Origin of the sequence: Roseateles asaccharophilus, assembly GCF_031458115.1 — a bacterium.
Taxonomy (GTDB): Bacteria; Pseudomonadota; Gammaproteobacteria; order Burkholderiales; family Burkholderiaceae_C; genus Pelomonas; species Pelomonas asaccharophilus_A.
The window spans coordinates 376281-401644 of the sequence record NZ_JAVDXV010000002.1 but is presented as its reverse complement, the minus strand read 5'-3'; the positions used below and the strand labels follow the sequence as shown (position 1 = coordinate 401644).

Sequence of the window (25364 nt, the reverse complement as noted above, 5' to 3'; positions counted from 1 at the left end):
CGTGGCGACGCTCGCCGACCTCCGCCAGCAGTTCAAGGCTGGCAAGCAGGCGCTGATCGACGGCTTCCTGGCCGAGCGCCCCACGCAGGCCGGTGCCGAGCGGCTGCTGCGCCGCCTCGCCCGCCATGTCGACGACACGCTGCGCGGCCTGTGGACGCAGGCCGGCATGCCCGACGGCGCCTGCCTGGCCGCCGTCGGCGGCTACGGCCGCGGCGAGCTGTTCCCGCATTCCGACGTGGACGTGCTGGTGCTGCTGCCCGACGGTGTCGAGGCCTACCAGCCCGGCCCGGCCAAAAGCGCCATCGAGAGCTTCATCACGTCCTGCTGGGACGTGGGGCTGGAGATCGGCTCGTCCGTGCGCACGCTGGGCGAATGCCTGAGCGAGTCGGCCGGCGACGTGACCATACAGACCGCGCTGCTGGAGTCGCGCCCGCTGGCGGGCGACGCCAAGCTGTTCCGGCTGATGCACAAGCGCTTCATGCAGGCCATGGACCCCAAGGCCTTCTTCCGCGCCAAGACGCTGGAGACAGTGCAGCGCCACACCAAGTTCGACGACACGCCCTACGCGCTGGAGCCCAACTGCAAGGAAAGCCCCGGCGGCCTGCGCGACCTGCAGATGCTGATGTGGATCGCCCGCGCGGCCGGCCTCGGCAAGACCTGGAAAGCGCTCAGCGCACGCGGCCTCATCACGCCGTTCGAGAGCCGGCAGCTGCAGCGCAACGAGGGTCAGCTGAGGCTGATCCGCGCGCGCCTGCACGCCGTGGCCGGCCGGCGCGAAGACCGGCTGGTGTTCGACCTGCAGACCGCCGTCGCGCAGAGCTTCGGCTTCAAGAGCACCGGCGCGCAGCGCGCGTCCGAGGTGCTGATGCGGCGCTACTACTGGGCCGCCAAGGCCGTGTCGCAGCTGCACCAGATCCTGCTGCTGAACCTGGAGGAGCAGATCAACGGCTCCCAGCAGGACCAGATCCGCGCACTCGACGGCCACCCCGACTTCCTCGACCGCGGCCGCATGCTGGAGATCGCCAGCGACGACCTCTACCAGCGCGACCCGCACGCCATCCTGCGCACCTTCCTGGTCTACCAGCAGGTGCGCGGCATCAAGGGCCTGTCGGCCCGCACGCTGCGTGCGCTGTACAACGCCCGCAGCCTGATGGACGCAAGCTGGCGCCGTGACCCCGTCAACCGCGCCACCTTCATGGCCATGCTGCGCGCCCACGAGGGCCAGACGCATGCATTCCGGCTGATGAACCAGACCTCCGTGCTGGGCCGCTACCTGTGGGTGTTCCGCGCCATCGTCGGGCAGATGCAGCACGACCTGTTCCACGTCTACACGGTGGACCAGCACATCCTGATGGTGCTGCGCAATGTGCGGCGCTTCCTCGTGCCCGAACACGCGCACGAGTACCCGTTCTGTTCGCACCTCGCCTCGCAGTTCGACCAGCCCGAGCTGCTGTACGTGGCCGCCCTCTTCCACGACGTGGCCAAGGGCCGCGGCGGCGACCACTCCGAGCTGGGCGCCGTCGAAGTGCGGCGCTTCTGCCGCCAGCACGGCATGAGCGCCGATGACGCAACGATGTGCGTCTTCCTCGTCGAGCACCACCTGACGATGTCGCGCGTCGCGCAGAAGGAAGACCTGTCCGACCCTGCCGTCATCGCCGCCTTTGCCGCCAAGGTGGGCGACGCACGCCGGCTCACCGCGCTGTACCTGCTGACCGTGGCCGACATCCGCGGCACCAGCCCCAAGGTCTGGAACGCGTGGAAGGGCAAGCTGCTGGAGGACCTGTACCGCATCACGCTGCGGGCCCTGGGCGGCGCCAGGATCAACATGGACGCCGAGATCGAGGCGCGCAAGCAGGAGGCCAGGCAAGACCTGGCCCTGCACTCGCAGCTGCCCGGCACCGAGGAACCGCTGTGGCAGAAGCTGGCCATCAGCTACTTCGCCCGCCACGACGCCACCGAACTGGCCTGGCATGCGCGCTCGCTGTGGCGCCATGTGCAGACCCAGGCGCCCGTGGTGCGCGCCCGCCCCTCACCCATCGGCGAAGGCCTGCAGGTGCTGGTCTACGCGCCCGACCAACCCGACCTGTTCGCCCGCATCTGCGGCTACTTCGACACGGCCGGCTTCAACATCCTGGACGCCAAGGTGCACACCACGCGCGACGGCTATGCGCTGGACACCTTCCAGGTCATACGCCCCGAGGCCGACCTGCACCACCGCGACCTGGTGCCGCTGGTGGAAAACAAGCTGGGCTCAGCGCTGCAGGCCGGCGGCCCGCTGCCCGAGCCGCGCCGCGGCCGGCTGTCGCGACGCGTCAAGAGCTTCCCGTACTCACCCCGCATCTCGCTGCGCCCCGACGAGAAGGCCACCGCCTGGCTGCTGACCATCTCCACCAGCGACCGCGCGGGCCTGCTGTACGCCATTGCCCGCGTGCTGGCACGCCATGGCATCAATCTGCAGCTCGCCAAGATCTCCACGCTGGGCGAGCGCGTGGAAGACACCTTCCTTGTCGATGGCCCGGCGCTGCAGCAGAACAAGGCGCAGTTGCAGATCGAAAGCGAGCTGTTGGACGCCGTCTCCCTGCCCGCCTGAGCCGCATCCCGTGCTGGCTATACTGCGCTCCGCGTGGGGGGGTAGCTCAGCTGGGAGAGCGCCGCGTTCGCAATGCGGAGGTCGGGAGTTCGATCCTCCTCCTCTCCACCAACCGATATTCCAGGCAGTGCCGCACTGCCCCGGGGAACTCCAAAAAGCCCTTGAGCATCAACGCTCAAGGGCTTTTTCCTTTCCTTGCGTTCCCGGGATTCCCGGTCAGGCCAGGCGGCCCGCCGGCGCCGGGCACCCTTGGCGCTGGCGCAGGCGCCAGACCTGGACGGCCGCGCCCACCAGGAAGACGAGAAACAGCACGCCCACCGTCTTCTCCAGGTTGGGGTCTTCGGGGCTGCTGAACAGCGGTGCGCCCAGCGGGATGCGCGTGAAGGTCTCCGTGGTGCCGGGGATCCAGTGGAAGAAATAGCTCAGCGAGAAGCCGACGGTGGCGACATAGGGTGACAGCCGCCCCAGCACCTGGCCGCGCTCGACCAGCGCCGAGATGACCAGTGTCACCAGCGCCACGATGCTCAGCGCATGCGCGATGTTGAAGCCGCCGCGCTGGAAGATGCCCAGGCCGCTCACGCAGGTCAGCACCGTGGCGCCGATGAAGACCAGGCCGGCCCGCGAACGGGTCGAGATCGCGCCGTCGCGCAAAAAGCAGCGGGCGCCGGCCACCAGGGCCACCAGCCCCAGCAGCGTGTGAACGAGTCCGAGAGCGCTGAGTCCGAACATGGGATCCTCCTTGTCACCGTACGAACACGACGGCAAGCCATGCTGCCGCGTCGGCGGCGCGAGGGAATCAGCCATTGGAGGTAGATGGCGCTCGCAGGCCCAGCCGCTTGGCCAGCCGCAGCAGGTTGCTGCGGTCCATACCGGCCTCGCGCGCCGCACCGGCCAGGCTGCCGCCGTGGCGCTGCAGCGCGGCTTCTATCCACTGGCGCTGGAAGGCATCGGTGGCCTCGCGCAGCCCCAGGCCTGGTGCCACCGGTGGCAGGTCCACAGCCGCAGCCACGGTCGTGGCCGGTGCCGTGGGCGCCTCCAAGCCCAGGTGCCGCAGCTCGATGGCCGTCCAGCGCCCGCTCTTGCCCGGTTCGGCCCAGGCGCGCAGCGCGGCGCGGCTGATGAGGTGCTCCAGCTCCCGCACATTGCCGGGCCAGGGTTGGGCCAGCAGCGCCGCCGCGGCGGCCGGCGCCAGCCGCAGGTTGCGTGCGCCCAGCCGGTGCTGGTTCTCTTCCAGGAAGCCGCCCGCCAGCGTCAGCACATCGCGGCCGCGTTCGCGCAGCGCGGGCACGCGCAGCGGGTAGACGGACAGGCGGTGATACAGGTCCGCGCGGAACCGCCCGCGCGCGACCTCCTGGCCCAGGTCGCGGTTGGTGGCCGCCAGCACGCGCACGTCAACCCGCTGCAGCCGGTCGCTGCCGGGGCGCTGCAACTCGCCGCTCTGCAGCGCGCGCAGCAGCTTGGCCTGCACGGCCAGCGGCAGCTCGCCGACCTCATCGAGGAACAGGGTGCCGCCGTCGGCCAGTTCGAACTTGCCGACCCGGTCCGCCACCGCGCCCGTGAAAGCGCCGCGCTTGTGGCCGAACAGCTCGCTGTCGGCCAGCGTCTCGGGCAAGGCCGCGCAGTTGATCTGCACCAGCGGCCGCGCATGCCGCGCCGAACGTGCGTGCAGGCGCTGCGCCACCAACTCCTTGCCGACGCCGGTCTCGCCGAGGATGAGCACGGTCAAGTCCGACGCCGCCACGGTGTCGATCTCACGCTTGAGCTGGCTCATGGCTGCGCTCTTGCCCAGCAGCTCGCGCGAGCGCACCGACTGCCACTGCTCCTGCGCGGCGGCCTGCGCCTGCGCGGCGTTGGCAGCCATCGCCTGCAAGGCCTCCTGCGCCTTGATGCCGGTCTCCAGCAGACGCTGCACCGCTTGCAGACGGGCAGGCTCGACGGCATCGAAGGCCTGCGGGTCCAGCGCGTCCAGGGTCACCAGGCCCCAGAGCCGGCCCGCGTGGTGCAGCGGCAGGCCCATGCAGTCGTGCACGGCTTCCAGCTCCTGCTGGTCCGCGAGCAGGCCGTCGTAGGGGTCGGGCAGGCCGAGGTCGGACGAAAAGCGCAGCCCCAGCGGGCCGCTGGCCAGCAGGCGGGCCAGGCGCGGATGCGCCGAGGCGGCGAAGCGCCGGCCCAGCGCCTCGTCGGCCAGGCCGTCAACGGCCAGTGGCTGCAGCACCGGCTCGGCCCCTGTTTCCGGCAACAGGCGCAACAGCGCAACGGCATCGCAGGCGATCAGGCTGCGCACGGCGGCGAGCAGGTCGCGGTAGTGCGCCTCTGTTGTCGATTCGACCATTTGTTGTCTTTATGACCTCGGATTGACTGAGGTCGATTTGACATGAACAACAAAAACTTGTTTTCCGGCAAGGCTTTATATGCGCCGCCGACCGGGCACGGTTCTTGGCTATGGAAGGGCATCCCTCACAAGCCCAGGAGCGCTTCCATGTTCTCGCCCCAGACCATCCCGCTGATTCAGGCCACCGTGCCGCTGCTGAAGAGCCGCGGCGAAGACATCACGCAGCACTTCTACCGGATCATGCTCAGCGAGCACCCGGAGCTGAAGGCCTTCTTCAACGAAGCCCACCAGGCCCAGGGCACGCAGGCGCGCGCGCTGGCCGGTGCCGTGCTGGCCTATGCCAGCCATATCGACCGCCTGGAGGCGCTGGCCCCGGCGCTGCCGCGCATCGTGCAGAAACACGTCGCGCTGGGCGTGCAGCCCGAGCACTACCCCATCGTGGGCCGCTGCCTGCTGCGCGCCATCCGCGAGGTGCTGTGCGACGTGGCCAGCGACGAGATCCTGGCCGCCTGGGGCGAGGCCTATGGCGCGCTGGCCCAGCTGCTGATCGATGCCGAGGAGTCGGTCTACGCGCAAACCGCCGCCCTGCCCGGCGGCTGGCGCGGCCAGCGCCAGCTGCGTGTCATGCGCAAGGTGCGCGAGAGCGACATCATCACGTCGTTCTACCTGGCGCCGGAAGACGGCGAACCGCTGCCCGTCTTCCTGGCCGGGCAATACCTGACCCTGGTGCTGGACATCGACGGGCAGACGCTGCGCCGCAACTACTCGCTGTCGGACGCGCCGGGCAAGCCTTGGTACCGCATCAGCGTCAAGCGCGAGCCGGGCGGCCGCGCGTCCAACTGGCTGCACGACCACGTGGAAGTGGGCACTCCACTGAAGGTCCAGCCGCCGGCGGGCGAGTTCACGCTGGACGAGCAGGTCCGGCGGCCGCTGCTGCTGGTGACGGGCGGCGTGGGCATCACGCCGGCCATGGCCATCCTGGAAGCCGCCGCCGCAAGCGGCCGGCCCATCCGCTTCATCCACGCGGCGCGACACGGCGGCGCGCACGCCTTCCGCGAGCGGGTGGACCAGCTGGCGGCGACGCACGACAACGTCGAGGCGGTCTACATCTACGATGAACCGAGGCCGGATGACACGCCCCACGCGGTGGGCCGCGTCGACCGCGAGTTGCTGGCCCGCCAACTGCCGCCGGACCGGGATGTGGACCTCTACCTGCTGGGCCCCAGGCTCTTCATGCAGGCCGTCTATGCCCATGGCGTGGCGCTGGGTGTGCCGGCAGCGCAACTGCGCTACGAGTTCTTCGGCCCGACGGAGGCGTTGCTGGCGGCCTGAGCGCTCGGCTGCTGTGCGCCCGTCACACCTGCCAGGCGTCCAGCACTGCGGCCAGCCCCGCCGCCAACGCTGGCCCGTGCAGGGCGGCATCGCGACGCAACTCAGTCAGGTCCACGCCGGCCTGCGCCAGTTCGCCGGCATGGCCCACCAGCCACTGCTCGATGCGGCGCGGGTCGGCTTCCAGATGGAACTGCAAGGCCAGTGCCTTCGGCCCCGCCATGAAAGCCTGGTGCGGGCACATCGGCGTGCTGGCCAGGCTGGGCAGGCCGGCCGGCAGGTCGAACTGGTCGCCATGCCAATGCAGCACGGGCAAGCCCGCCGGCAGCGCGGCAAGCGGCGATGCCTGCCCGGCCTCGGTCAACGCCAGTGGTGCAAAGCCGATCTCCTTGCGGCGATGCGGCATGGGCTTCACCCGCGCGCCCAGCGCACGCGCCATCAACTGCGCGCCCAGGCAGATGCCCAGCAGCGGCCGGCCGCTGGCGAGCCGGCGCTCGATGGCGCGCAACTCGTCCGTGAGGAAGGGATAGAGCGCCTCATCCTCGGCACCGATGGGACCGCCCAGCACGACCAGCAGATCGGCGGCGTCGACCGCCGCGTCATCCAGCACGTCCACACCGGCATCCCGGGTGTCGAACCGCGAATAGCCGCGCTCGCGCAGCAGCGGCTCCAGCAGGCCCAGGTCCTCGAAAGCAAGATGGCGAAAGGCCAGGACCGTGCGGCTCATGGCGTGGTCATCGCGTCGGGCAGGCGGCAACCGTCCTCGTCGCAGCCGGGCGCGGCGTCTGGGTCGGGCTCGGCGATGAGCTGGCCGATCAGGGCGCCGACGCTCAGGTCATCGCTGCGCCCGAAGTGATGCAGCCGTATCCGCCCGCGCTTGTCCAGCAGGATCAGGCTGGGCGTGCCACGCAGGCCCAGCGACTGCATCGTCAACGGCACGCCGCCGCCGCGCGGGTCGGGCTTGTCGATGCCGATGGGAAAGGCCAGCCGGTACTCATGGATGAAAGCCTCCAGCGCCACGCGGGGCTGCATCACCTCGTGATGCTCGAACACCGTGTGCAGGCCGATGACGGCCAGCTGCGACGCCGGAAACATCTCGTGCATGCGCGCCGCCTGCGGCAGCCCATGGGCCACGCAGCCGGGGCACAGCATCTGGAAGGCATGCAAGGCGACGACACGGCCCCGCAAGTCCTGCAGCGAGATCGGCCGGGGCGTGTTCAGCCAGTGCTCCACCTGCAGCGGCGGCGCGGGTCGTGCGTCGGTGGGATGAGAGACAACCATGAAAACTCCTTGCTGATGCTGGTCCGGCAGTTTCAGTGTCGGCCCCGCATCGGGGTTTACATATCGTCCAGACGACATACCTTTTCGTCTCACGGCGGCAGTCTTGCGTGAGGCCGAACACCTGGGCAGCGAGCGCCCGCCACGCTGCCCATGCCGTCATCCTCAGAAGCTGTGACGCACGCCAAGTCCCAGGCCGGTCTGGCTGCCACCGGCCGCTGGCCCGTTACCGGCCGCGGCGTTGGACACGCCCAGCGCCAGCGTGCCGTCGTTGCCGACATGGCCGGCCGTGGCATAGACCGCCGTGCGCTTGGACAGACTGTAGACACCGCGCACGGCGACCAGTGTGGCCTGGTTGGCTGAGCCCTTGAAGTCCAGTTTGAAGACCTGGCCGTCCAGCGTGAACGCGGGCGTGACCGGGTAGCTGGCGCCCAGGTACCAGAGCTGGCTCTTGGGCGTGGTTGCGCTCGCCTCGTTCTTGCGGTCGATGACGCCGGCGCCCAGCTTGACCGTGCCCAGCTTGACCCAGCCGGCCACCGTCGAGCGGCGGTCGGCCATCGCGCTGCTGGTCAGGCCGGCGAAGGCACCCGTGTTGCCGCGGATCTCGTCGACGGCCGCCGACACACCCCAGGTCGGCGTGTCGTACTTGGCCAGCAGCGACCACTGTTTGCAGGCCTTGCTGTCGGCGGCCTCGCCGGCGCAGTTGGTGCCCGACGGGCTGGGACCGGCGTTGACCGCGTCGCGGCCGAAGCTGTAGGTGGCGCCCAGCGTGACGCCGCTGAACGTGCCGCGGTAGGCGATGCTGTTGTCCACGCGCGAGTTGGGCAGGTAGCTGTCCAGCGAGCCGGAACCGAACATGGCCGGGCCGAGGATGTCGGCGTCCAGCTGCGACCAGAACAGCATGGAGTACTGGCGGCCGAAGGACACCGTGCCCCACGCGCCCTGCAGGCCCACGAAGACCTGGCGGCCCCAGGCGCGGCCGCCCTGGTTCAGCGTGCCGCTGTCCACGCCCAGACCCTGCTCCAGCGTGAACACCGCCTTCAGGCCATCGCCCAGGTCTTCGGTGCCGCGAAAGCCCAGGCGCGACGGCGAGATGCCGCCGGTCAGGCCCGGCATGCGCTTGATGCTGTCGCTGTTGGCGCCCACGCCGCTGAGGTGCTCGACGGCGGCGTCCAGGATGCCATAGATGGTCACGTTGGTTTGGGCTTGCGTGGCGCCGGCAGCCAGGGCCAGGGCGGTCAGCGCGAGTGTCTTCTTCATCATGGGAGGTCTCCTCGTTGTGGTCGGGATCAGGGGGTGGCCGGCTTGGCGGCCACGGAGTACAGCGCCTGCGTGTTGCGCGTGCGCTGGAAGGCTTCCAGCGTCTCGCCGCGCATCGCGGCGTAGATGTGCAGGTTGGACACGCCGATGACGGCGCCCAGCTTCTCCAGCATGAAGAAGATGACGCCGTAGTGGATGAGGCCTATCCAGTCGCGGCGCCGCACGAGGTCGCGCTCCTCGGCGGTCAGTGCGGCGGCTTCGAACGCCGCCTCCTCGTCGGCCAGGAAGGCAGCGCGCACCTCGGGTTTCACGAGGCCGTGCAGGAAGCGGTTCAGCCGGTAGGCCTTGACGCTGCGCGCCAGCGTGAACGGGTGGGTGCCGGGCAGGTTCTCGACGCCGCTCAGTTGTTCGGCCATGCGGGCGCGGTGGCGCTGCAGAACGGTCGGCGGCAACGCCTGCTCGGCGGGCTCGTAGATGGCCGTCGCGATGCCGGTCATCGAAGGCAGGGTGTAGTCACGATGCAGGCACTTGACCTGCGCCGCGAGGGCCCCGCGCATGACCAGCCACATGATGACCTCCGAGCCCTCGAAGCCGCCCAGCTCCGCATACTCGGCATGCGTGATGTCGGCCAGTGCCTCGGGGTCGCGCTCGAACAGGTCGAGGAAGTGCGAATCCCAGTCGGTGTTGTTGAAACCGGCGCGCTCGCCGTGCACCTGGTGCGACAGGCCGCCGGTGGCGACGATGGCAACCTTCAGGTCTTCGGGGTAGCTCTCGATGGCGCGGCGCAGTGCCTGGCCCAGCTTGTAGCAACGCCGCGCGCTGGGGATGGGGAACTGCAGCACGCCCATCTGCAGCGGCACCAGCTGCACGGGCCAGGCCGGCTCGTGCGGGCACATGACGGACAGCGGCGAGAAGCAGCCGTGATCAAGCCCGCGGTCCTGGAAGAACGACAGGTCGAACTCTTCGGTCATCAGCGATTGGCCGATGTGCGCGGCCAGCTGCGGGTGGCCTTGCACCGGCGGCAGGTCGCGCGCACCACCGCCCTCGTCGGCCACGGCCCACTGCTCGCCAACGCCCAGCGAGAACGCGGAGTAGTGGTCGAAGAAAAAGGACGTGACGTGGTCGTTGTAGATCAACAGCAGCACGTCGGGCTTGCGATCAGCGAGCCACTGCTGCACCGGCGCGAAGGCGGTGAAGATGGGCGCCCACGCCGGGTCGTTCTGCTTGTCGCGGTCGAACGCGAAGCCGATGGTCGGCGTGTGGGAGGCGGCGATGCCGCCGATGATCTGGGCCATGGTGTGTACTGCTGGCGGCGGACTCAAGCACGCCGCGGTTGGAGAGAAAACGGATCAGCGCGCCGCGGCGTGCTTGGCGATCAGCGCCTTGGCGTCGTCCAGCAACTTGCTGCCTTGCAAGCCCTTGGCGTCCATGTCCTTGACCCAGTCGGCGGCCAGCTTGTTGCCCAGCTGCTTCCACGTGGCCAGCTCGCTGGCGGGGATCACGTTGACGGAGGCCGGCGAGACCAGCTTCTTGCCCTCCACGTCGGCCTGCAGGAAGGCCTTGCCGATCTGGCCCGACAGCGCCTGGCCGCTGTTGGCGTCGATGACCTTCTTCAGGTCGGCCGGCAGCGAGTCGTACTTGGCCTTGTTCATCGCGAAGATGAAGGTGGCCGTGTAGAAGGCGGCTTCCTTGGGGTCGGTCTCGGAGTGGAATTTGGCCAGCTCCTGCAGCTTGACGGCGGGCACCACTTCGTAGGGCACGACGGCGCCGTCGATGACGCCCTTGGACAGCGCATCGCCAACCTGCGGCACCGGCATGCTGACCGGCGTCGCGCCCAACATCGCGATGAACTTGTTGGTCTGGCGGGTGGGCGCGCGCAGCTTCAGGCCGCGCAGGTCGGCCATGCTCTTCACGGGCTTGCCGGACATGTGGAACACGCCGTCGCCATGCACATGGAAGGCCAGCGGCTTCACATCCTTGAACTCGTTCTGGCCGTGCAGCTGCACGAAGTCCCACAGCGCCTTGCTGGTGGCCTCGGGGCTTTGCATCATGAACGGCAGCTCGAAGGCCTCGATGCTGGGGAAGCGGCCGGCGGTGTAGCCCGGCAGCGTCCAGACGATGTCGGCCACGCCGTCGCGGACCTGGTCGTAGAGCTGCGGTGGCGTGCCGCCCAGCTGCATGGACGGGTAGAGCTGGCACTTCAGCTTCTGGTTGGACTCCTTGGCGACCTTGTCGCACCAGGGCTGGATGAACAGCGTGTTGGCGAACGACGTGGGCGGCAGGAAGAAGTGCACCTTCAGCGTCGTGACGTCTTGGGCCTGGGCGGGCAATGCAGCGGCTGCAACCAGGCCGATGGCGGCCAGGAAGTTGAGTTTCATGGGGTCTCCTGTGTGAGCTTCTAGGTGAGCAGGTGCACGAGCCAAAGGGCCGTGGCGGGGAACGCGATCAGCAGCGCCAGTCGCATGCCGTCGGTGATCAGGAAGGGCACGACGCCCTTGTAGGTTTCGACCATGGGCACGTCACGCGCCAGGCCGTTCATGATGTAGACGTTGAGTCCCACGGGCGGGAAGATCATGCCGATCTCGCACACCGTCAGGATCAAGATACCGAACCACAGCGCCTTGTCCGCCGGGCCCAGACCGAAGAAGTCCATGCCCATGATGACGGGGAACAGCGTGGGCACGGTGAGCAGGATCATGCTCATCTCGTCCATCACGCAGCCCAGCACCACGTAGAACAGCATCACGCCGGCCATCACCATCAGCGGCGAGATCTGCAGGTGGCTCACCACGTCGGCCAGCTGCGCGGGCAGCTGCGACAGGGCCAGCGCCGCGTTGATCATGTCGGCACCGATGAAGATCAGGAAGATCATGCCGCTGGTCTGCGCGGTGGTGCGCACGGCGGCAACGAACTTCGCGCGGTCCATCTCGCGGCGGATCAGCGTGATCGCGCAGGTCAGCACATTGCCGATGGCCGCGCCCTCGGTGGCCGTGAACAGGCCGCCGTAGATGCCGCCGAACACGACGGCGAAGATGGTGACGATGGGCCAGACCTTGAGGCCGGCGGTGACCACCTCGGCACGCGTGGCGGCCTGGGCCGGCGGCGCGTCCTGCGGGTTCAGCCGCACCATCACCGCGATGGCGATGATGTAGCCCACGGCCGCGATCAGCGCCGGCACATAGGCGGCCAGGAACACCTTGGTGATGTTCTGCTCGGTCAGGATGGCGTAGACCATCAGCGTGACCGACGGCGGCAGCAGCACGCCCATCGTGCCGCCGGTGGCCAGCGCCGCGGTGGACAGCCGGCCCGAGTAGCCGATGCGGCGCATCTGCGGATAGGCGACCTGCGCGATGGTGGCGGTGGTCGCGACCGTGGAGCCCGAAATGGAGCCGAAGGCCGCGCAGGCCAGCACGCCGGCCATGGCCATGCCGCCGCGAAAGCGCCCCAGCAGCGCGTTGGCGAAGTCGAACAGCGCTTTGGACAGGCCGCCCTGCACCGCCACCGCGCCCATCAGCATGAAGAGCGGGATGACGGACAGGTCGTAGACCGACACGCGGCCGTAGACGGCGCCCTTCAGATGAGCCAGCAGCGGGTCGAAGCCGGACAGGAAGATGTAGCCGAGAGCACCGGGCACGAACATCGCGATCGCGATGGGCACGCGCACGGCCATCAGCACCAGCATGGCGCCGAACATCGACAGGCCAATGGACATGGTGCTCATGCCGGCACCTCCGCACGCAGCTGCTGCACGGTCTGCACCGCACCGATGACGACGCACAGCGTCAGCCCCGGCAGCATCAGCAGATAGGGAATCCACAGCGGCAGGTCCATCAGCATGGAGCGCTCCTGCGACGCATGCATGGACAGGCCGCCGGCCGCAACACGCCAGGTGATCAGCGCGACGACCGCCGTGTAGAGCAGCGTGCCGAACGCATCCATCAGCCGCTGCGTGGAGGCGCGCGCGCCCGTGGTGAAGAAGTCCACGATGATGTTGGCGCGGCGGAACTGCGTGTAGGGCAGGAAGCTGGCCACGACGATGGCGCCGCCCAGCTGCACAAGTTCCACGTCACCCAGGATGGGGTGGGCGAAGAAGGCGCGGCCGATGACGCTGACGGTGGTCATCAGCGCCACCGCGCTGAGCACCAGCGCGCCCAGTGCGGCGCTCGCATCGCAAAGCCATTCCAGTCGGCGCATGGACGGCTGCGCGCCGAGGTTCTGTGAATCCAACGAAGTCTCCTCAAACAGCCGCTGCGTTGGCGGCGCGATTCCCGATGTCTTGATCCAGGTCAAGATGGGGCGCGAGTCTAGGAATCGGGTCGGGGCGCCAGAAGATGCTGCGCAGCCGGTCGCGATAACCGATGGTTATCATGAGTTCATGAAGCTGACCCATCTGCGCGCACTGGTCGCGGCCATCGAACAGGGCAGTCTTCGCGCAGCGGCGCGGCAACTGGGGGTGTCGCAGCCGGCGCTGACCAAGATGCTGCGCGAGCTGGAACGCGAGTTGGCGACCACGCTGCTGTTGCGCTCCACGACCGGCGTGCTGGCCACGGCGCAGGGCATGGTTCTCTATGAAAGAGCGCTGGCAGCCGACCGCGAACTGACGCAGGCCGTGGACCAGATCCAGCAGTTGGGCGGCCGCATGACCGGGTCGCTCGCGATCGGCGCGGTGCCGCTGGCCGTGATGCTGCTGGTGCCCGAAACGCTGCGCACCTTCGGCCGCGAGTTCCCGCAGATCCAGTTGCGCATCTTCGAAGAGCTTTACATCGAGCAATTGACGCGGCTGCGCAAGGGCGAGGTCGACATCGCCTTGGGCCCGCTGCCCGAGCACCTGCCCGCCGGCGAGTTCGCCGTGGAGACGCTGATGCCCATCGACATGGTCATCATCGTGCGCAAGGGCAACCCCGCCGCGCGCGCGCGCCGGCTCGCCGACCTGGCCGAGCTGCCCTGGGTCTACACCGGCGCGACAGCCGAGTCCGGCTACGCCAAGATCCTGTACGAGAGCCATGGCATGAAGCCGCCGCCCGCCGGCGCGCTGGTGAACTCGACGCTGGGCCTGCTGTCGCTGATCGCCAGTGGCAACTACGTGGGACTGCAGCCACGCCAGATCGCGCAGCACCCGTTCGCCCGCCAATACCTGGACATCGTGCCCGTGGAGGAAGGCCCGCTGAAGCTGACGCTGGTGGCGCTGGCCCGCGCCGACACGGCCATCAAGCCCAGCGTGCGCCACTTCCTCGCCCACCTGCACCGCGCGGCGCATCATCTGACCAAGGCCGACGCCGGCTGAGACATCGGCTCGCCATGCCGGCGCCGAATATCAGCTAGCGTCACCCAGAACTTGTTGGACGAGGGCGGCTTCCGAAGAATCCGCCCAGCTTCAGGCCTACCCGGCCGGGGCTGCAAACGCCCAAGAGCGATTCACACAACGAATGGAGACGACGATGAGGCTGGAGACAAGAGTGCCGCGACGCGGCGTGCTGGGCGGCCTGGCGATGCTGCTGGCATTGACGGGCCTCGCCGGCCAGGCGCAAGCCACCGACTTCCCGACCAAGCCGGTGCGCATCCTGACGCCCTTCCCCGCCGGCTCCGGCCCCGAGACCGTGCTGCGCGTGCTGGCCGAGAAGCTGCAACGCCGCTGGGGCAAGCCCGTCATCGTCGAGAACAAGCCGGGCGCCAACGGCTTCATCGCCATCGACGCGTTCAAGCGCGGCGCGCAGGACGGCACCGACCTGATCCAGCTGGACAACGTCCACCTCGTCGCCTACCCACACCTGTTCAAGAAGCTGCCGTACGACCTGGCGAAGGACTTCGAGCCGGTGGCGCCGCTGTTCCGCACCTACTTCTTCGTCGCCGTCGGGGCCAACAGCCCCTACAAGACGGTGGGCGACATCATTTCGGACGCCAAGGGCCATCCGGGCGATCTGAACTACGGTTCCTGGTCAGTCGGCAACCCTGTGCACCTGGGCTCGGCGCTGCTGGAGGCGATGAGCGGCACGCAGATGCAGCATGTGGTCTACAAGGAAACCTCGCTGCTGTACGCGGGCGTCGCCAGCGGCGAGCTGCGCTGGGCGCTGGCGTCACTCGCCACGGCCGGCCCGCTGCAGCGCGCGGGCAAGCTGCGCTTCATCGCCGTGACGGCGCCGCAGCGCCACCCGGCCTTCCCGGATCTGCCGACGGTGGCCGAATCCAAGGGCCCGGCCGGCTACGAGGTGACCGGCTGGACCACGGTTGCCGCGCCCAAGGGCCTGCCCAAGGCCGTGGCCGACAAGATCAACCAGGACATTGCCGCCGCGCTGGCCGAGCCCGACATCAAGGAGCGCTACGCCGCCCTGGGCTACGAGCCCTTCCCCACGACGCGCGAACAGTTCAACGCCTTCATCGCGTCGGAGTCGGCCAAGTACGCGGACGTCATCAAGCGGGCGAAGGTCGCCCTCGACTAGCTCTTCTTCTGAGGGTGGATGGTCTCGCCACGCTTGAGCATCTCCACGAAGGCCTCGATCTTGCGCTGGCGAGCGGCCGGCGTCTTGATGTTGTGCACGCGAAAGGCCAGCGCGAAGCGGTTCTGCTCGGTCAGCGTGGCCAGCATCTTCTTCGCCTTGGGCGCCGCATCGATGGCGGCCTGCAGGTCGTCGGGGATCTTCATGCCCTTGCCGCTGGAGTAGGCCCGGTCCCAGCGACCATCGGCCTTGGCGGCCTCCACCTCGCGCAGCCCATGCGGCGTCATGCGGCCGGCCGCGATGAGGCGCGCAACGTTGTCCACGTTGATCTGGCTCCAGATGCTGGTCTTGCGGCGCGGCGTATAGCGCTGCAGAAAGCTCTGCGCATCCAGGCTCTTGCGGATGGCGTCGATCCAGCCCCAGCACAGCACCACGTCCACCGCCTGCTTGGGCGTGATGGACGGCAGGCCCGAGTCCACCTTGTGAACCTTGATCCAGACCTCGTCCTCCTTGTCGTGGTGCACGGCCAGCCAGTCGTAGAAGCTCTGCTCCGTGGGGAACTCGTGCACGTGGGCGGGGTTGACGACGACGGGGGGCATGGGATCTCCGATCAGGCGGAGCCGGAGTCTTTCACATGCAGGGCGCTGCGGCTGACGGAAATCAGCCTCCAGGTCGCCGTGGAAAAGTGTCCACCGTTGCGCCGCGTTCCAGCGGCTGGCAAAGTGCGCCGACCCATGCCGCTTTCCACATCAATTAAATGCCACCCTACGCCCACCCTCAGGGCGAGACCCCCATGCCGGAAAAGGGCTTGCCGCGAGTCTCACGGCCTTGGTTAAGCAGCGGCCGCCGAAGTTCTGCAGCAGGTGGTGCTGAATAAACCAATAGTTAAAGCGCAAGAAATGCCTTGTCGTCACTGCCTAGGTACGTCTGGCCGAGCGGAGCTTCTTGGCGGGAAACGTCATGCTGCATAACCCGCATTTCGCGCGGATCACCGGAAAGCAGCGTTTTCTACCTGCGCGCTGCGTGGCGGCCGCGCAACTTCAACGTTAGTCGTCTACATGTGTCGCTACGCAACCGTCACCTACAAGTCGCACTTCGCTTGCCTCTCCTGCCGGAAGGCATTCAAGAAGACCCCTATCGAGGACTACCTTCAGCATGCCGGGCTGTCGGCGGCATACGAGAAGATCTTGGCCGTCTTTCACTCCGCGCCGCGCCGGCGTGAAGTTGAAGCCAGGGTTGGAATTTCCTACGAACAACTTCAGGATCGGTACCTCGCCGATGTTTCCGTTTGCCCTCAGTGCCGCGGGGAGATGGCAGCAATGGGGCTGGACTTGCGGCCCCCTCCGAAGCGCGATGTAGAAGCGTGGAGCATCATTCAAGCGCTGTACGAGCACGGCTTTTCATTCAAGGGCTGCGGTTGCAGCGTCGGGTACGCACCGCCAGTTCGAAAGTCAGAGATCGCCGGATGGCTCAAAAGCCACTCTCGGCAAACCGAAGGAGAAAGGCTCCTTGAAGCAATCTCGCGCAGAGCTGCTTAGCCCATCCGTCAAAGAGCAAGGCTAGCCCGATGGAAAGTCCGCCCTGGATCGACAGTTGCCAGCCAAAGCGCCGCTCGCCCCTCAAACCAACCGCCAAGCCAGCTAGACCCTCCCCTCCCGCCACTCCCTCGGCGACCGCCCCGCCAGCCGCCGGAAGAAGCGCGTGAAGTACGCCGGGTCGGAGAAGCCCAACGCATCGGAGATCTGGCGCACCTGAAGCGTCGTGTAGCCCAGCTCGCGCTTGGCCTCAAGCAGCAGCCGCTGGTGCAGCAGGTCCAGCGCCGAGCAGCGCAGCTGGGCGCGGCAGATGCGGTTCATCTGCGCCGGCGTGATGCCCAGCGGCTCGACCAGCACGCCCAGCTCAGGCTGGCTGCGGAAATGCTTCTCCACCTGCTCCCGGTAGCGGGCCAGGTGCTGAGCCGAGCGCCCGTCGGCGCCGCTGGCCACCGGCGCCTGCGCCAGCGCCGGCTGGCGCGCCACCCAGCTGGCCAGCTGCAGCATCGCGCCCTCCAGCGCCTGTGCGCGCCAGCGTTGCGTGCCGCGGTATTCCAGCCCCAAGCCGGCCACCAGCGGCTGCAAGGCCTTGAAGGCCTGGCCTCGTCGGGCCAGCTGCAATGCGCGCGGGTGCTCCAGTTCAGCCCAGCCACCGCCCCGCGGGCTCAGCAGCTCATGCAGCCAGTCGCGCTCCAGCGTGACGACATGGCCGGCGGTGTCGGGCAGGAAGCGAAAGCCGTGCACGGTCAACGGCGGCACCCACACCAAGGCCGGCGCAGGCAGCGTCAGCTCGTCGCTGTCGATGCGCACGATGGCGCGGCCGCGTTCGATCAGCAGCAGCTGCATCAGGCCGCCGTGCCGGTGCAGGTCGATTTCCCAATTGTGCAAGCGGCTACGGTCGGAGATGGACTCCACGTGCAGCCCGTCCAGCGCCGCGTCCTTTCCCAGCTCTCCATAGAGCTCGTAGAGCGGCGGTCGGGCGCGTTCGGGCTTGTCCTTCATAGGCCCGAATTGTGCAATTCCTGGCCGTGTCCGTGCATTCCGTCCAAGCCCTGCCCGGCCTACGCTGTCGTCCATCGCAGAACTCCAAGGACGAGACATGAAGGCACTGAGAACGCAGGTGCTCATCATCGGCGCCGGCCCCTCCGGGCTGCTGCTGGGCCAGCTGCTGCAGCGTGCCGGCGTCGACAACCTGATCCTGGAGCGCCAGACCGGCGACTACGTGCTGGGTCGCATCCGCGCCGGTGTGCTGGAGCAGACCACGGTTGACCTGCTGGACCGCGCCGGCGTGGGCGCGCGCATGCATGCCGAGGGGCTGGTGCACCATGGCTTCGAGCTGATGTTCGACGGCCGGCGCCACCACATCGACCTGAGCCGGCTGACCGGCGGCAAGTCGGTCATGGTGTACGGTCAGACCGAGGTCACGCGCGATCTGATGGAAGCCCGCGCAGCAGTAGGCGCGCCCACGCTGTACTCGGCCTCCGATGTGGAGCTGTTTGGCATTGACGGCGACCAGCCCGGCGCGCGCTGCACGGTGGACGGCGAACGGCTGGAGATCCACTGCGACTACATCGCCGGCTGCGACGGCTACCACGGCGTCAGCCGCGCCAGCGTGCCGGCGGACGCGATACGCACGCACGAGAAGGTCTACCCGTTCGGCTGGCTGGGCCTGCTCAGCGACACGCCGCCCGTGTCGCAGGAGCTGATCTACGGCCGCCACGAACGCGGCTTCACGCTGTGCAGCATGCGCTCCGCCACGCGCAGCCGCTATTACCTGCAGGTGCCGCTGACCGAGCAGGCCGGCGACTGGAGTGACGAGCGCTTTTGGGATGAGCTGCGCTCGCGTCTGGACCCGGCCGCCGCTGCCGCGCTGGTGACGGGCCCGTCGCTGGAGAAGAGCATCGCGCCGCTGCGCAGCTTCGTCGCCGAGCCCATGCGTTTCGGCCGCCTGTTCCTGGCCGGCGACGCCGCCCACATCGTGCCGCCCACCGGTGCCAAGGGCCTGAACCTGGCGGCGTCCGACGTGCACTACCTGTCGCAGGCCTTCATCGAGCACTACCGCGAGCGCAGCCAGGCGGGCATTGAGCACTACTCGGCGCGCTGCCTGTCACGCATCTGGAAGGCCGAGCGCTTCTCGTGGTGGTTCACCAGCCTGATGCACAACCTGCCGCACGAGCCGGAGATCGACGCCAAGCTGCACCGCGCGGAGCTGGAGTACCTCGTCAGCTCCGACAGCGCGATGGCGTCGATGGCCGAGAACTACGTCGGGCTGCCCTGGTGACGAGCCTGGGGCTCACGCACCAGCTTCATCAGCAACGCCGCGGTGCGCTGCGTCAGCGGCGTCGAGCGCTTCAGCGCCGGCGTGACGAGGCACAGCGTGGTCCGCACATCCACACCCTTGAACGGCGTGACGGCCAGGCGCTCCGGGTGCTCGAACGCACGCAGCGCGTCCTCGCCCAGCGCCGCATGCCCAAGGCCCGCGGCCACCAGGTCCAGGATGGCCGGCACGCTGGACACCTCCCAGTCCACGCGCAGCTGCACGCCGGCCATCGCGGCCGCCTCCTCCATACGCTTGCGGAACACCTGGCCGCGTTGCGGCATGACCAGCGGATAGCGCGACAGCTGCTCCAGCGTCACCGGCCCGCGCGGCGCATCCTTGACCGGGCTCAGCAGCTGCAACTTCTCCTCGCGCAGCGGCAGGATCTCCAGCGCCGGCATCGGCTCGGGGTTGTAGACCAGCGCCAGGTCGGCCCGGCCGGACACCAGCCACTCGGTCAGGTGCGTGGAGAAGCCCTCGGTGATGACCAGCCGCGCGCGCGGACAACTCGTGGCGAAACCCTTGATCAACGGCAGCGTCAGCAGCCGCGCCTGCGTGGGCGGCATGGCCACGACGACCTGGCCCACCGGCTCGTTGCGGTGCGCGCTGAGGTCTTCGCGCGCCTGCGTCACCAGGTGCAGGATGCCCTGGCCATGCTCCAGCAGCCGGCGCCCGGCCTCGGTCAGCTCCACGCCGCGGCCGTTGCGCAGGAACAGCGTCTCGTGCAGCTCGATCTCCAGCGCCCTCACCTGCCGGCTCAGCGCCGGCTGGGCCACGCCCAGCACCAGCGCGGCCTTGCTGAAGCTGCCGTGCTCAGCCACCTGGATGAAGTACTCGATCTGGTTCAGCGTCATGCGCGCATCTTGGCAGATGCCATGCCGACCCGCTATAGCTGCTAGCCGCAGCCAGACCTAGCCTGATAGAGCTGCACTGCGAAGAATCGCGCTCCATGAGTTCCGTCCTCACGCTGATCTCCTCCATGGCCACGCGGCATCTGCTGGCGGCCCTGGCTCAGGCCCACACGCAGACCGGCGCACCGGGCGTGCACCTGCAATCCGTCGGCGGCGTGGACGCCGCGCGCCGCGTGCAGGACGGCGAGCGCTTCGACGTCGTCGTGCTGGCCAGCGACGCCATCGCCAAGCTGCTGGCCACGGGCCGGTTGCAGCCCGGCAGCATGCGCGCCATTGCCGATTCCAGTGTGGCCATCGCCGTGCGGTCCGGCAGCACGCCGCCTGACGTCTCCAGCGAGGCCGCACTGCGCGCCACGCTGCTGCAGGCGCGCAGCATCGGCTACTCCACCGGCCCCAGCGGCACGGCGCTGCTGCAGCTGTTCGAGCGCTGGGGGCTGGCCGACACGCTGAAGGACCGCCTCGTGCAGGCCCGCCCCGGCGTGCCGGTGGGCCAGCTGGTGGCTGGCGGCGATGTCGAGATTGGCTTCCAGCAGCTCAGCGAGCTGATGGACCTGGGCGGCATCACGCTGCTGGCCATGCCGCCCGAGCTGGACATCGTCAGCCGCTTCAGCGGCGCCGTGCTGGCGAATGCCACGCAACCAGCCGCGGCCCAGGCGCTGCTGGACTTCATGGCCAGCCCGGCCACCGAGACGCTCAAGCGCCAACACGGCATGCGCGCCGTGCCCGCCATGCACTGATCCCCGCCTCACAAGACCCCAGGAGACATCCCTTGCAGTACCCCACGACAGCCCCGCGCAGCGCGGATGTGCAACGCCTCATCGACGACCACCCGCTGTCCCGCTGGCAATGGGTGGTGTTCGCGCTGTGCTTCCTCATCGTGCTGCTGGACGGTTTCGACACCGCCGCCATCGGCTACATCGCGCCGTCGCTGGTCAACGAATGGGGCGTCAGCAAACCCATGCTGGCGCCGGTGCTCAGCGCCGCGCTGTTCGGCCTGGCGGCAGGTGCGCTGGCATCCGGCCCCATCGCCGACCGGCTGGGCCGCCGCCGCGTGCTGATCGCCACGGTGTTCCTGTTCGGCCTCGCCACGCTGGCCTCGGCCTTCGCGACCGACATCGTCCAGCTCAGCGCGCTGCGCTTCGTCACCGGCCTGGGGCTGGGTGCCGCCATGCCCAGCGCCGTCACGCTGATGAGCGAATACAGCCCCACGTCGCGCCGCTCCATGCTGACCAACCTGATGTTCTGCGGCTTTCCGCTGGGCGCGGCCTTCGGCGGCTTCCTGGCCGCGTGGATGATCCCGCAGTGGGGCTGGCAGAGCGTGCTGGTGCTGGGCGGCGTCGTGCCGCTGCTGCTGGCCGTGGCGCTGGTGCTGCTGCTGCCCGAATCGGTGCGCTTCATGGTGGCGCGGCGCCAGCCGGTGGAGCGCATACGCGCCGCGCTGGCGCGCATCGCCGGCCCGCAGGTGCAGCAGATTGAGCGCTTCACGCTCAGCGAGACCCGCGTCGTCACGAACGAGCGTGGTGGCCTGGCGCAGATGCTGGCCCGCCCCTACCGACTGGGCACGCTGATGCTGTGGCTGGCCTATTTCATGGGGCTGGTGATCTTCTATGCGCTGATCAACTGGATGCCGCTGCTGTTCAAGGAGTCCGGCATCGACCCGCGCACCGCGACGCTGATCTCGGCGCTGTTCCCGCTGGGCGGCGTGGGCGCCGTGTTCTTCGGCTGGCTGATGGACCGCGTGGAGCCCAACCGCATCGTGGCCTTGGGTTTCGCGCTGACCGCCGTGGCCGTGTGGTCCATCGGCCATCTGGTGGGCCATGTCGGCGGGCTGGTCGTCGGCGTGTTCCTGGCCGGCGCGCTGATGAACACGGCGCAGTCCTCGCTGCCGGCGCTGGCCGCAGGCTTCTACCCCACCAATGCGCGCGCCACCGGCGTGTCCTGGATGCTGGGCATAGGCCGCTTCGGCGGCATCGCCGGCTCGCTGCTGGTGGCGCAACTGGGCGCCATGCAGGCCGGCATCACCACGGTGTTCGCCGTGCTGGCCGTGCCGGGCCTGATCGCCGCCGCGGCGCTGTGGATCAAGCGCGATGCCGACACCGCCACCGACGACCGCGACGCCCGCTCAAGCGCGCTGGCGCACTGACAACTCAAACACGACGAAAGCCCCACCCATGATCATCGACGTCCACGGCCACTACACGACCGCCCCGGCAGCACTGGGCGCCTGGCGCGACCTGCAGATCGCCGGCCTCAAGGATCCGACGAAGGTGCCCAAGGCCAGCGACCTGAAGATCAGCGACGACGAGCTGCGCGAGTCCATAGAGACCAACCAGCTCAAGCTGATGAAGCAGCGCGGCTCGGACCTGACCATCTTCAGCCCGCGCGCCAGCTTCATGGCCCACCACATCGGCGACTTCAACACCTCCGCCACCTGGGCCGCCATCTGCAACGAGCTGTGCTTCCGCGTCGCCCAGCTGTTCCCCGACCACTTCGTGCCTGCCGCCATGCTGCCGCAGTCGCCCGGCGTGGACCCGGCCACCTGCATCCCCGAACTGGTCAAGTGCGTGGAGCAGTACGGCAACGTCGGCATCAACCTCAACCCCGATCCGTCCGGCGGCCACTGGACCAGCCCGCCGCTGACCGACCGCCACTGGTACCCCATCTACGAGAAGATGGTCGAGTACGACATCCCCGCGATGATCCACGTGTCGACCAGCTGCAACGCCTGCTTCCACACCACGGGCGCGCACTACCTGAACGCCGACACGACGGCCTTCATGCAGTGCCTGACCGGCGATCTGTTCAAGGACTTTCCGACGCTGAAATTCCTGATCCCGCACGGCGGCGGCGCGGTGCCCTACCACTGGGGGCGTTTTCGCGGCTTGGCGCAGGAGCTGAAGAAACCGCTGCTGGACGAGCACCTGCTGAACAACATCTTCTTCGACACCTGCGTCTACCACCAGCCGGGCATCAACCTGCTGACCGACGTGATCCCGGTCAAGAACATCCTGTTCGCCAGCGAGATGATCGGCGCGGTGCGCGGCATCGACCCGCAGACCGGCCACCACTACGACGACACCAAGCGCTACGTCGAGGCCACGGCCAACCTCACCGACGAGGAACGCCACCTCGTCTACGAAGGCAATGCCCGCCGCGTCTTCCCGCGCCTGGATGCGCAACTGAAAGCGAAAGGCCTGTGACCATGTACGAACTGGGCGTCGTCTACCGCAACATCCAGCGCGCCGACCGCACGGCCGCCGACGGCCTGGCCGCGCTGGGGTCCGCCACCGTCCACGAGGCCATGGGCCGGGTGGGTCTGCTCAAGCCCTATATGCGGCCGATCTACCCGGGCGCGCAGGTGTCCGGCACCGCCGTCACCGTGCTGCTGCACCCGGGCGACAACTGGATGATGCATGTCGCGGCCGAGCAGATCCACCCCGGCGACATCGTCGTCGCCGCCATCACGGCCGAGTGCACGGACGGCTACTTCGGCGACCTGCTGGCCACGTCCTTCCAGGCGCGCGGCGCCCGTGCGCTGGTCATCGACGCCGGCGTGCGCGACGTGAAGACGCTGCACGAGATGGGCTTCCCGGTCTGGAGCAAGTGCATCAGCAGCAAGGGCACGATCAAGGCCACGATAGGCTCGGTGAACATCCCCGTCGTCTGCGCCGGCATGCTGGTCACGCCGGGTGACGTCATCGTCGCCGACGACGACGGCGTCGTCTGCGTGCCGGCCGCGCGGGCCGTCGAGACGCTGGAGGCCGCCACCAAGCGCGAGAGTTTCGAGGGCGAGAAGCGCGCCAGACTCGCCGCGGGCGTGCTGGGGCTGGACATGTACAAGATGCGCGAGCCGCTCGAAAAGGCCGGCCTGCGCTACATCGACTGATATGGAATTCACCAAGACCCCCGGTTGGCTGGACTGGTACGCGGGCCCCAGCCAACCCCGCTTCCAGGTGCCGGCCGGCGCCGTGGACGCGCACTGCCACGTGTTCGGTCCCGGCGCGCAGTTCCCGTTCGCGCCCGAGCGCAAGTACACGCCGTGTGACGCCAGCAAGCAGCAGCTGTTCGCGCTGCGCGACCACCTCGGCTTTGCGCGCAACGTCATCGTGCAGGCCACCTGCCATGGCGCCGACAACCGCGCCATGGTCGATGCCTGCAAGGCCTCCGGCGGCAAGGCGCGCGGCGTGGCCACGGTCAGGCGCAGCATCAGCGACGCCGAGTTGCAAGAGCTGCACGACGCCGGCGTTCGCGGCGTGCGCTTCAACTTCGTCAAGCGGCTCGTGGACTTCACGCCCAAGGACGAGCTGATGGAGATCGCCGGCCGCATCGCCAAGCTGGGCTGGCATGTCGTCATCTACTTCGAGGCGGTCGACCTGCCCGAGCTGTGGGACTTCTTCACCGCGCTGCCCACCACGGTCGTCGTCGACCACATGGGCCGGCCCGACGTGAGCAAGCCGGTGGACGGCCCCGAGTTCCAGCTGTTCCTGAAATTCATGCGCGAGCACCCCAACGTGTGGAGCAAGGTCAGCTGCCCCGAGCGCCTGTCCGTCACCGGCCCGCGCGCGCTGGACGGCGAGCAGAACGCGTATCGTGACGTGGTGCCCTTCGCCCGCCGCGTCGTCGAGGAGTTCCCCGACCGCGTGCTGTGGGGCACCGACTGGCCCCACCCCAACCTCAAGGACCACATGCCCGACGACGGCCTGCTGGTGGACTTCATCCTGCAAATCGCGCCCACGCCCGAGCTTCAACGCAAGCTGCTGGTCGACAACCCCATGCGCCTCTACTGGCCCGAGGAGAGCTGATGCCGCTCGACAAGCCCTACCAAGACATTCCGGGGACCACCATCTTCGACGCCGAGCAATCCCGCAAGGGCTACTGGCTGAACCAGTTCTGCATGTCGCTGATGAAGGCCGACAACCGCGCCCGCTTCAAGGCGGACGAGCGCGCCTACCTCGACGAATGGCCCATGACCGACGCGCAGAAGGCGGCCGTGCTGGCGCGCGACCTCAACGAGTGCATACGCCTGGGCGGCAACATCTATTTCCTGGCCAAGATAGGCGCGACCGACGGCCGCAGCTTCCAGCAAATGGCCGGCAGCATGACCGGCATGACCGAGGCCGAGTACCGCGACATGATGATCGCCGGCGGCCGCTCCGTGGAGGGCAACCGCCGCATCGGCGAAGACGGCGATGCGCAGGCGCACCGCCAGCCCCAAGGCAAGAAATGAAGCCCCTCGCCCAAACTCGCGTCGCTGAACGCGAGCGAGTCCGGTCGGTCCCCCGCGGGGACGGCGATGCTTGCGGCATTGAGCCGCGCGCACATCGCCGGCGCGGGCCGGCTTGGGAGCGGCCCGGCGCTCGGCCCGCAAGACACATGGACAA

23 protein-coding genes and 1 tRNA gene are annotated in these 25364 nt (G+C 68.5%); 12 read left to right on the top strand and 12 right to left on the bottom strand.

Annotated features, from left to right (window positions below):
• Nucleotide 1: 1 nt before the first annotated feature.
• Nucleotides 2–2590 (top strand): [protein-PII] uridylyltransferase, encoded by a 2589-nt coding sequence (locus J2X21_RS06430; RefSeq protein ID WP_310326312.1) that lies wholly within the window; start codon nt 2–4, stop codon nt 2588–2590.
• A 35-nt stretch (nt 2591–2625) separates the two neighbouring features.
• Nucleotides 2626–2701, top strand: a tRNA-Ala gene (locus J2X21_RS06425).
• Nucleotides 2702–2806: 105 nt separating this feature from the next.
• On the opposite strand, the gene J2X21_RS06420 is transcribed toward J2X21_RS06425, so the two are convergent.
• Both J2X21_RS06420 and norR read right to left on the bottom strand, forming a co-directional pair.
• Nucleotides 2807–3319, bottom strand: coding sequence for a hypothetical protein (locus tag J2X21_RS06420; protein ID WP_310326310.1), 513 nt, complete (start codon nt 3317–3319; stop codon nt 2807–2809).
• A gap of 67 nt (nt 3320–3386) precedes the next feature.
• Nucleotides 3387–4922, bottom strand: coding sequence for a nitric oxide reductase transcriptional regulator NorR (norR, locus tag J2X21_RS06415; RefSeq protein WP_310326308.1), 1536 nt, complete (start codon nt 4920–4922; stop codon nt 3387–3389).
• A 147-nt stretch (nt 4923–5069) separates the two neighbouring features.
• Between norR and hmpA the strand changes: the two genes are divergently transcribed.
• Entirely contained in the window at nt 5070–6254 is a 1185-nt protein-coding gene (hmpA, locus tag J2X21_RS06410; protein WP_310326305.1) for an NO-inducible flavohemoprotein, read from the top strand.
• A gap of 22 nt (nt 6255–6276) precedes the next feature.
• Here hmpA and J2X21_RS06405 read toward each other — a convergent pair whose 3' ends face one another.
• The 7 genes from J2X21_RS06405 to J2X21_RS06375 all read right to left on the bottom strand — a co-directional run bounded on the left by J2X21_RS06405 (nt 6277) and on the right by J2X21_RS06375 (nt 13016).
• Nucleotides 6277–6978 carry a glutamine amidotransferase gene (locus tag J2X21_RS06405; RefSeq protein WP_310326301.1) on the bottom strand — a complete coding sequence of 234 codons (702 nt, stop codon included), beginning with the start codon at nt 6976–6978 and terminating at the stop codon, nt 6277–6279.
• The gene (locus J2X21_RS06400) at nt 6975–7532 is read right to left on the bottom strand and encodes a peroxiredoxin family protein (RefSeq protein WP_310326298.1); all 558 of its coding nucleotides are present in this window, start codon (nt 7530–7532) and stop codon (nt 6975–6977) included. Before J2X21_RS06400 ends, J2X21_RS06405 begins: the two co-directional genes overlap by 4 nt.
• A gap of 162 nt (nt 7533–7694) precedes the next feature.
• The gene (locus J2X21_RS06395; RefSeq protein WP_310326296.1) at nt 7695–8792 is read right to left on the bottom strand and encodes a porin; all 1098 of its coding nucleotides are present in this window, start codon (nt 8790–8792) and stop codon (nt 7695–7697) included.
• 26 nt (nt 8793–8818) lie between these two features.
• The gene (locus tag J2X21_RS06390; protein WP_310326293.1) at nt 8819–10084 is read right to left on the bottom strand and encodes a gallate dioxygenase; all 1266 of its coding nucleotides are present in this window, start codon (nt 10082–10084) and stop codon (nt 8819–8821) included.
• A 54-nt stretch (nt 10085–10138) separates the two neighbouring features.
• Nucleotides 10139–11167, bottom strand: coding sequence for a TRAP transporter substrate-binding protein (locus tag J2X21_RS06385; protein WP_310326291.1), 1029 nt, complete (start codon nt 11165–11167; stop codon nt 10139–10141).
• A gap of 20 nt (nt 11168–11187) precedes the next feature.
• On the bottom strand, nt 11188–12510 hold the full coding sequence (locus tag J2X21_RS06380; protein ID WP_310326289.1) for a TRAP transporter large permease: 1323 nt from the start codon (nt 12508–12510) through the stop codon (nt 11188–11190).
• Nucleotides 12507–13016 carry a TRAP transporter small permease gene (locus J2X21_RS06375; protein ID WP_310326287.1) on the bottom strand — a complete coding sequence of 170 codons (510 nt, stop codon included), beginning with the start codon at nt 13014–13016 and terminating at the stop codon, nt 12507–12509. Before J2X21_RS06375 ends, J2X21_RS06380 begins: the two co-directional genes overlap by 4 nt.
• 148 nt (nt 13017–13164) lie before the next feature.
• On the opposite strand from J2X21_RS06375, the gene J2X21_RS06370 reads away from it, so the two are divergent.
• Together J2X21_RS06370 and J2X21_RS06365 are read left to right on the top strand one after the other, a co-directional pair.
• A complete protein-coding gene (locus tag J2X21_RS06370; protein ID WP_310326284.1) occupies nt 13165–14073 on the top strand; it encodes a LysR family transcriptional regulator in 909 nt (302 codons plus the stop codon).
• A 154-nt stretch (nt 14074–14227) separates the two neighbouring features.
• Nucleotides 14228–15226: a Bug family tripartite tricarboxylate transporter substrate binding protein gene (locus tag J2X21_RS06365; protein ID WP_404666590.1), complete on the top strand. Its 999-nt coding sequence runs from the start codon at nt 14228–14230 to the stop codon at nt 15224–15226.
• On the opposite strand, the gene J2X21_RS06360 is transcribed toward J2X21_RS06365, so the two are convergent.
• Nucleotides 15223–15822 carry a YdeI/OmpD-associated family protein gene (locus J2X21_RS06360; RefSeq protein ID WP_310326282.1) on the bottom strand — a complete coding sequence of 200 codons (600 nt, stop codon included), beginning with the start codon at nt 15820–15822 and terminating at the stop codon, nt 15223–15225. The genes J2X21_RS06365 and J2X21_RS06360 overlap by 4 nt on opposite strands.
• Before the next feature lie 1041 nt (nt 15823–16863).
• Nucleotides 16864–17757 (bottom strand): helix-turn-helix domain-containing protein, encoded by an 894-nt coding sequence (locus tag J2X21_RS06355; RefSeq protein ID WP_310326280.1) that lies wholly within the window; start codon nt 17755–17757, stop codon nt 16864–16866.
• 106 nt (nt 17758–17863) lie between these two features.
• Between J2X21_RS06355 and pobA the strand changes: the two genes are divergently transcribed.
• Nucleotides 17864–19036: a 4-hydroxybenzoate 3-monooxygenase gene (pobA, locus tag J2X21_RS06350; RefSeq protein WP_310327222.1), complete on the top strand. Its 1173-nt coding sequence runs from the start codon at nt 17864–17866 to the stop codon at nt 19034–19036.
• Here the strand turns inward: pobA and J2X21_RS06345 are convergent.
• Nucleotides 19015–19926, bottom strand: coding sequence for a LysR family transcriptional regulator (locus J2X21_RS06345; RefSeq protein WP_310326278.1), 912 nt, complete (start codon nt 19924–19926; stop codon nt 19015–19017). The two genes, pobA and J2X21_RS06345, sit on opposite strands and share 22 nt — an antisense overlap.
• A gap of 95 nt (nt 19927–20021) precedes the next feature.
• On the opposite strand from J2X21_RS06345, the gene J2X21_RS06340 reads away from it, so the two are divergent.
• Genes J2X21_RS06340 through ligA form a run of 6 tightly spaced genes read left to right on the top strand, consistent with a single transcriptional unit; the run spans nt 20022 to nt 25210 of the window.
• A complete protein-coding gene (locus J2X21_RS06340; protein ID WP_310326276.1) occupies nt 20022–20720 on the top strand; it encodes a substrate-binding domain-containing protein in 699 nt (232 codons plus the stop codon).
• A 32-nt stretch (nt 20721–20752) separates the two neighbouring features.
• A complete protein-coding gene (locus tag J2X21_RS06335; protein ID WP_310326274.1) occupies nt 20753–22126 on the top strand; it encodes an MFS transporter in 1374 nt (457 codons plus the stop codon).
• Nucleotides 22127–22154: 28 nt separating this feature from the next.
• On the top strand, nt 22155–23183 hold the full coding sequence (locus tag J2X21_RS06330) for an amidohydrolase family protein (RefSeq protein WP_310326271.1): 1029 nt from the start codon (nt 22155–22157) through the stop codon (nt 23181–23183).
• 2 nt (nt 23184–23185) lie between these two features.
• On the top strand, nt 23186–23869 hold the full coding sequence (gene ligK, locus J2X21_RS06325) for a 4-carboxy-4-hydroxy-2-oxoadipate aldolase/oxaloacetate decarboxylase (RefSeq protein ID WP_310326269.1): 684 nt from the start codon (nt 23186–23188) through the stop codon (nt 23867–23869).
• 1 nt (nt 23870) lies between these two features.
• The gene (locus J2X21_RS06320) at nt 23871–24785 is read left to right on the top strand and encodes an amidohydrolase family protein (protein ID WP_310326268.1); all 915 of its coding nucleotides are present in this window, start codon (nt 23871–23873) and stop codon (nt 24783–24785) included.
• Nucleotides 24785–25210 (top strand): protocatechuate 4,5-dioxygenase subunit alpha, encoded by a 426-nt coding sequence (gene ligA, locus J2X21_RS06315; protein ID WP_310326266.1) that lies wholly within the window; start codon nt 24785–24787, stop codon nt 25208–25210. The genes J2X21_RS06320 and ligA overlap by 1 nt, the downstream gene beginning before the upstream one ends.
• Nucleotides 25211–25364: the final 154 nt, after the last annotated feature.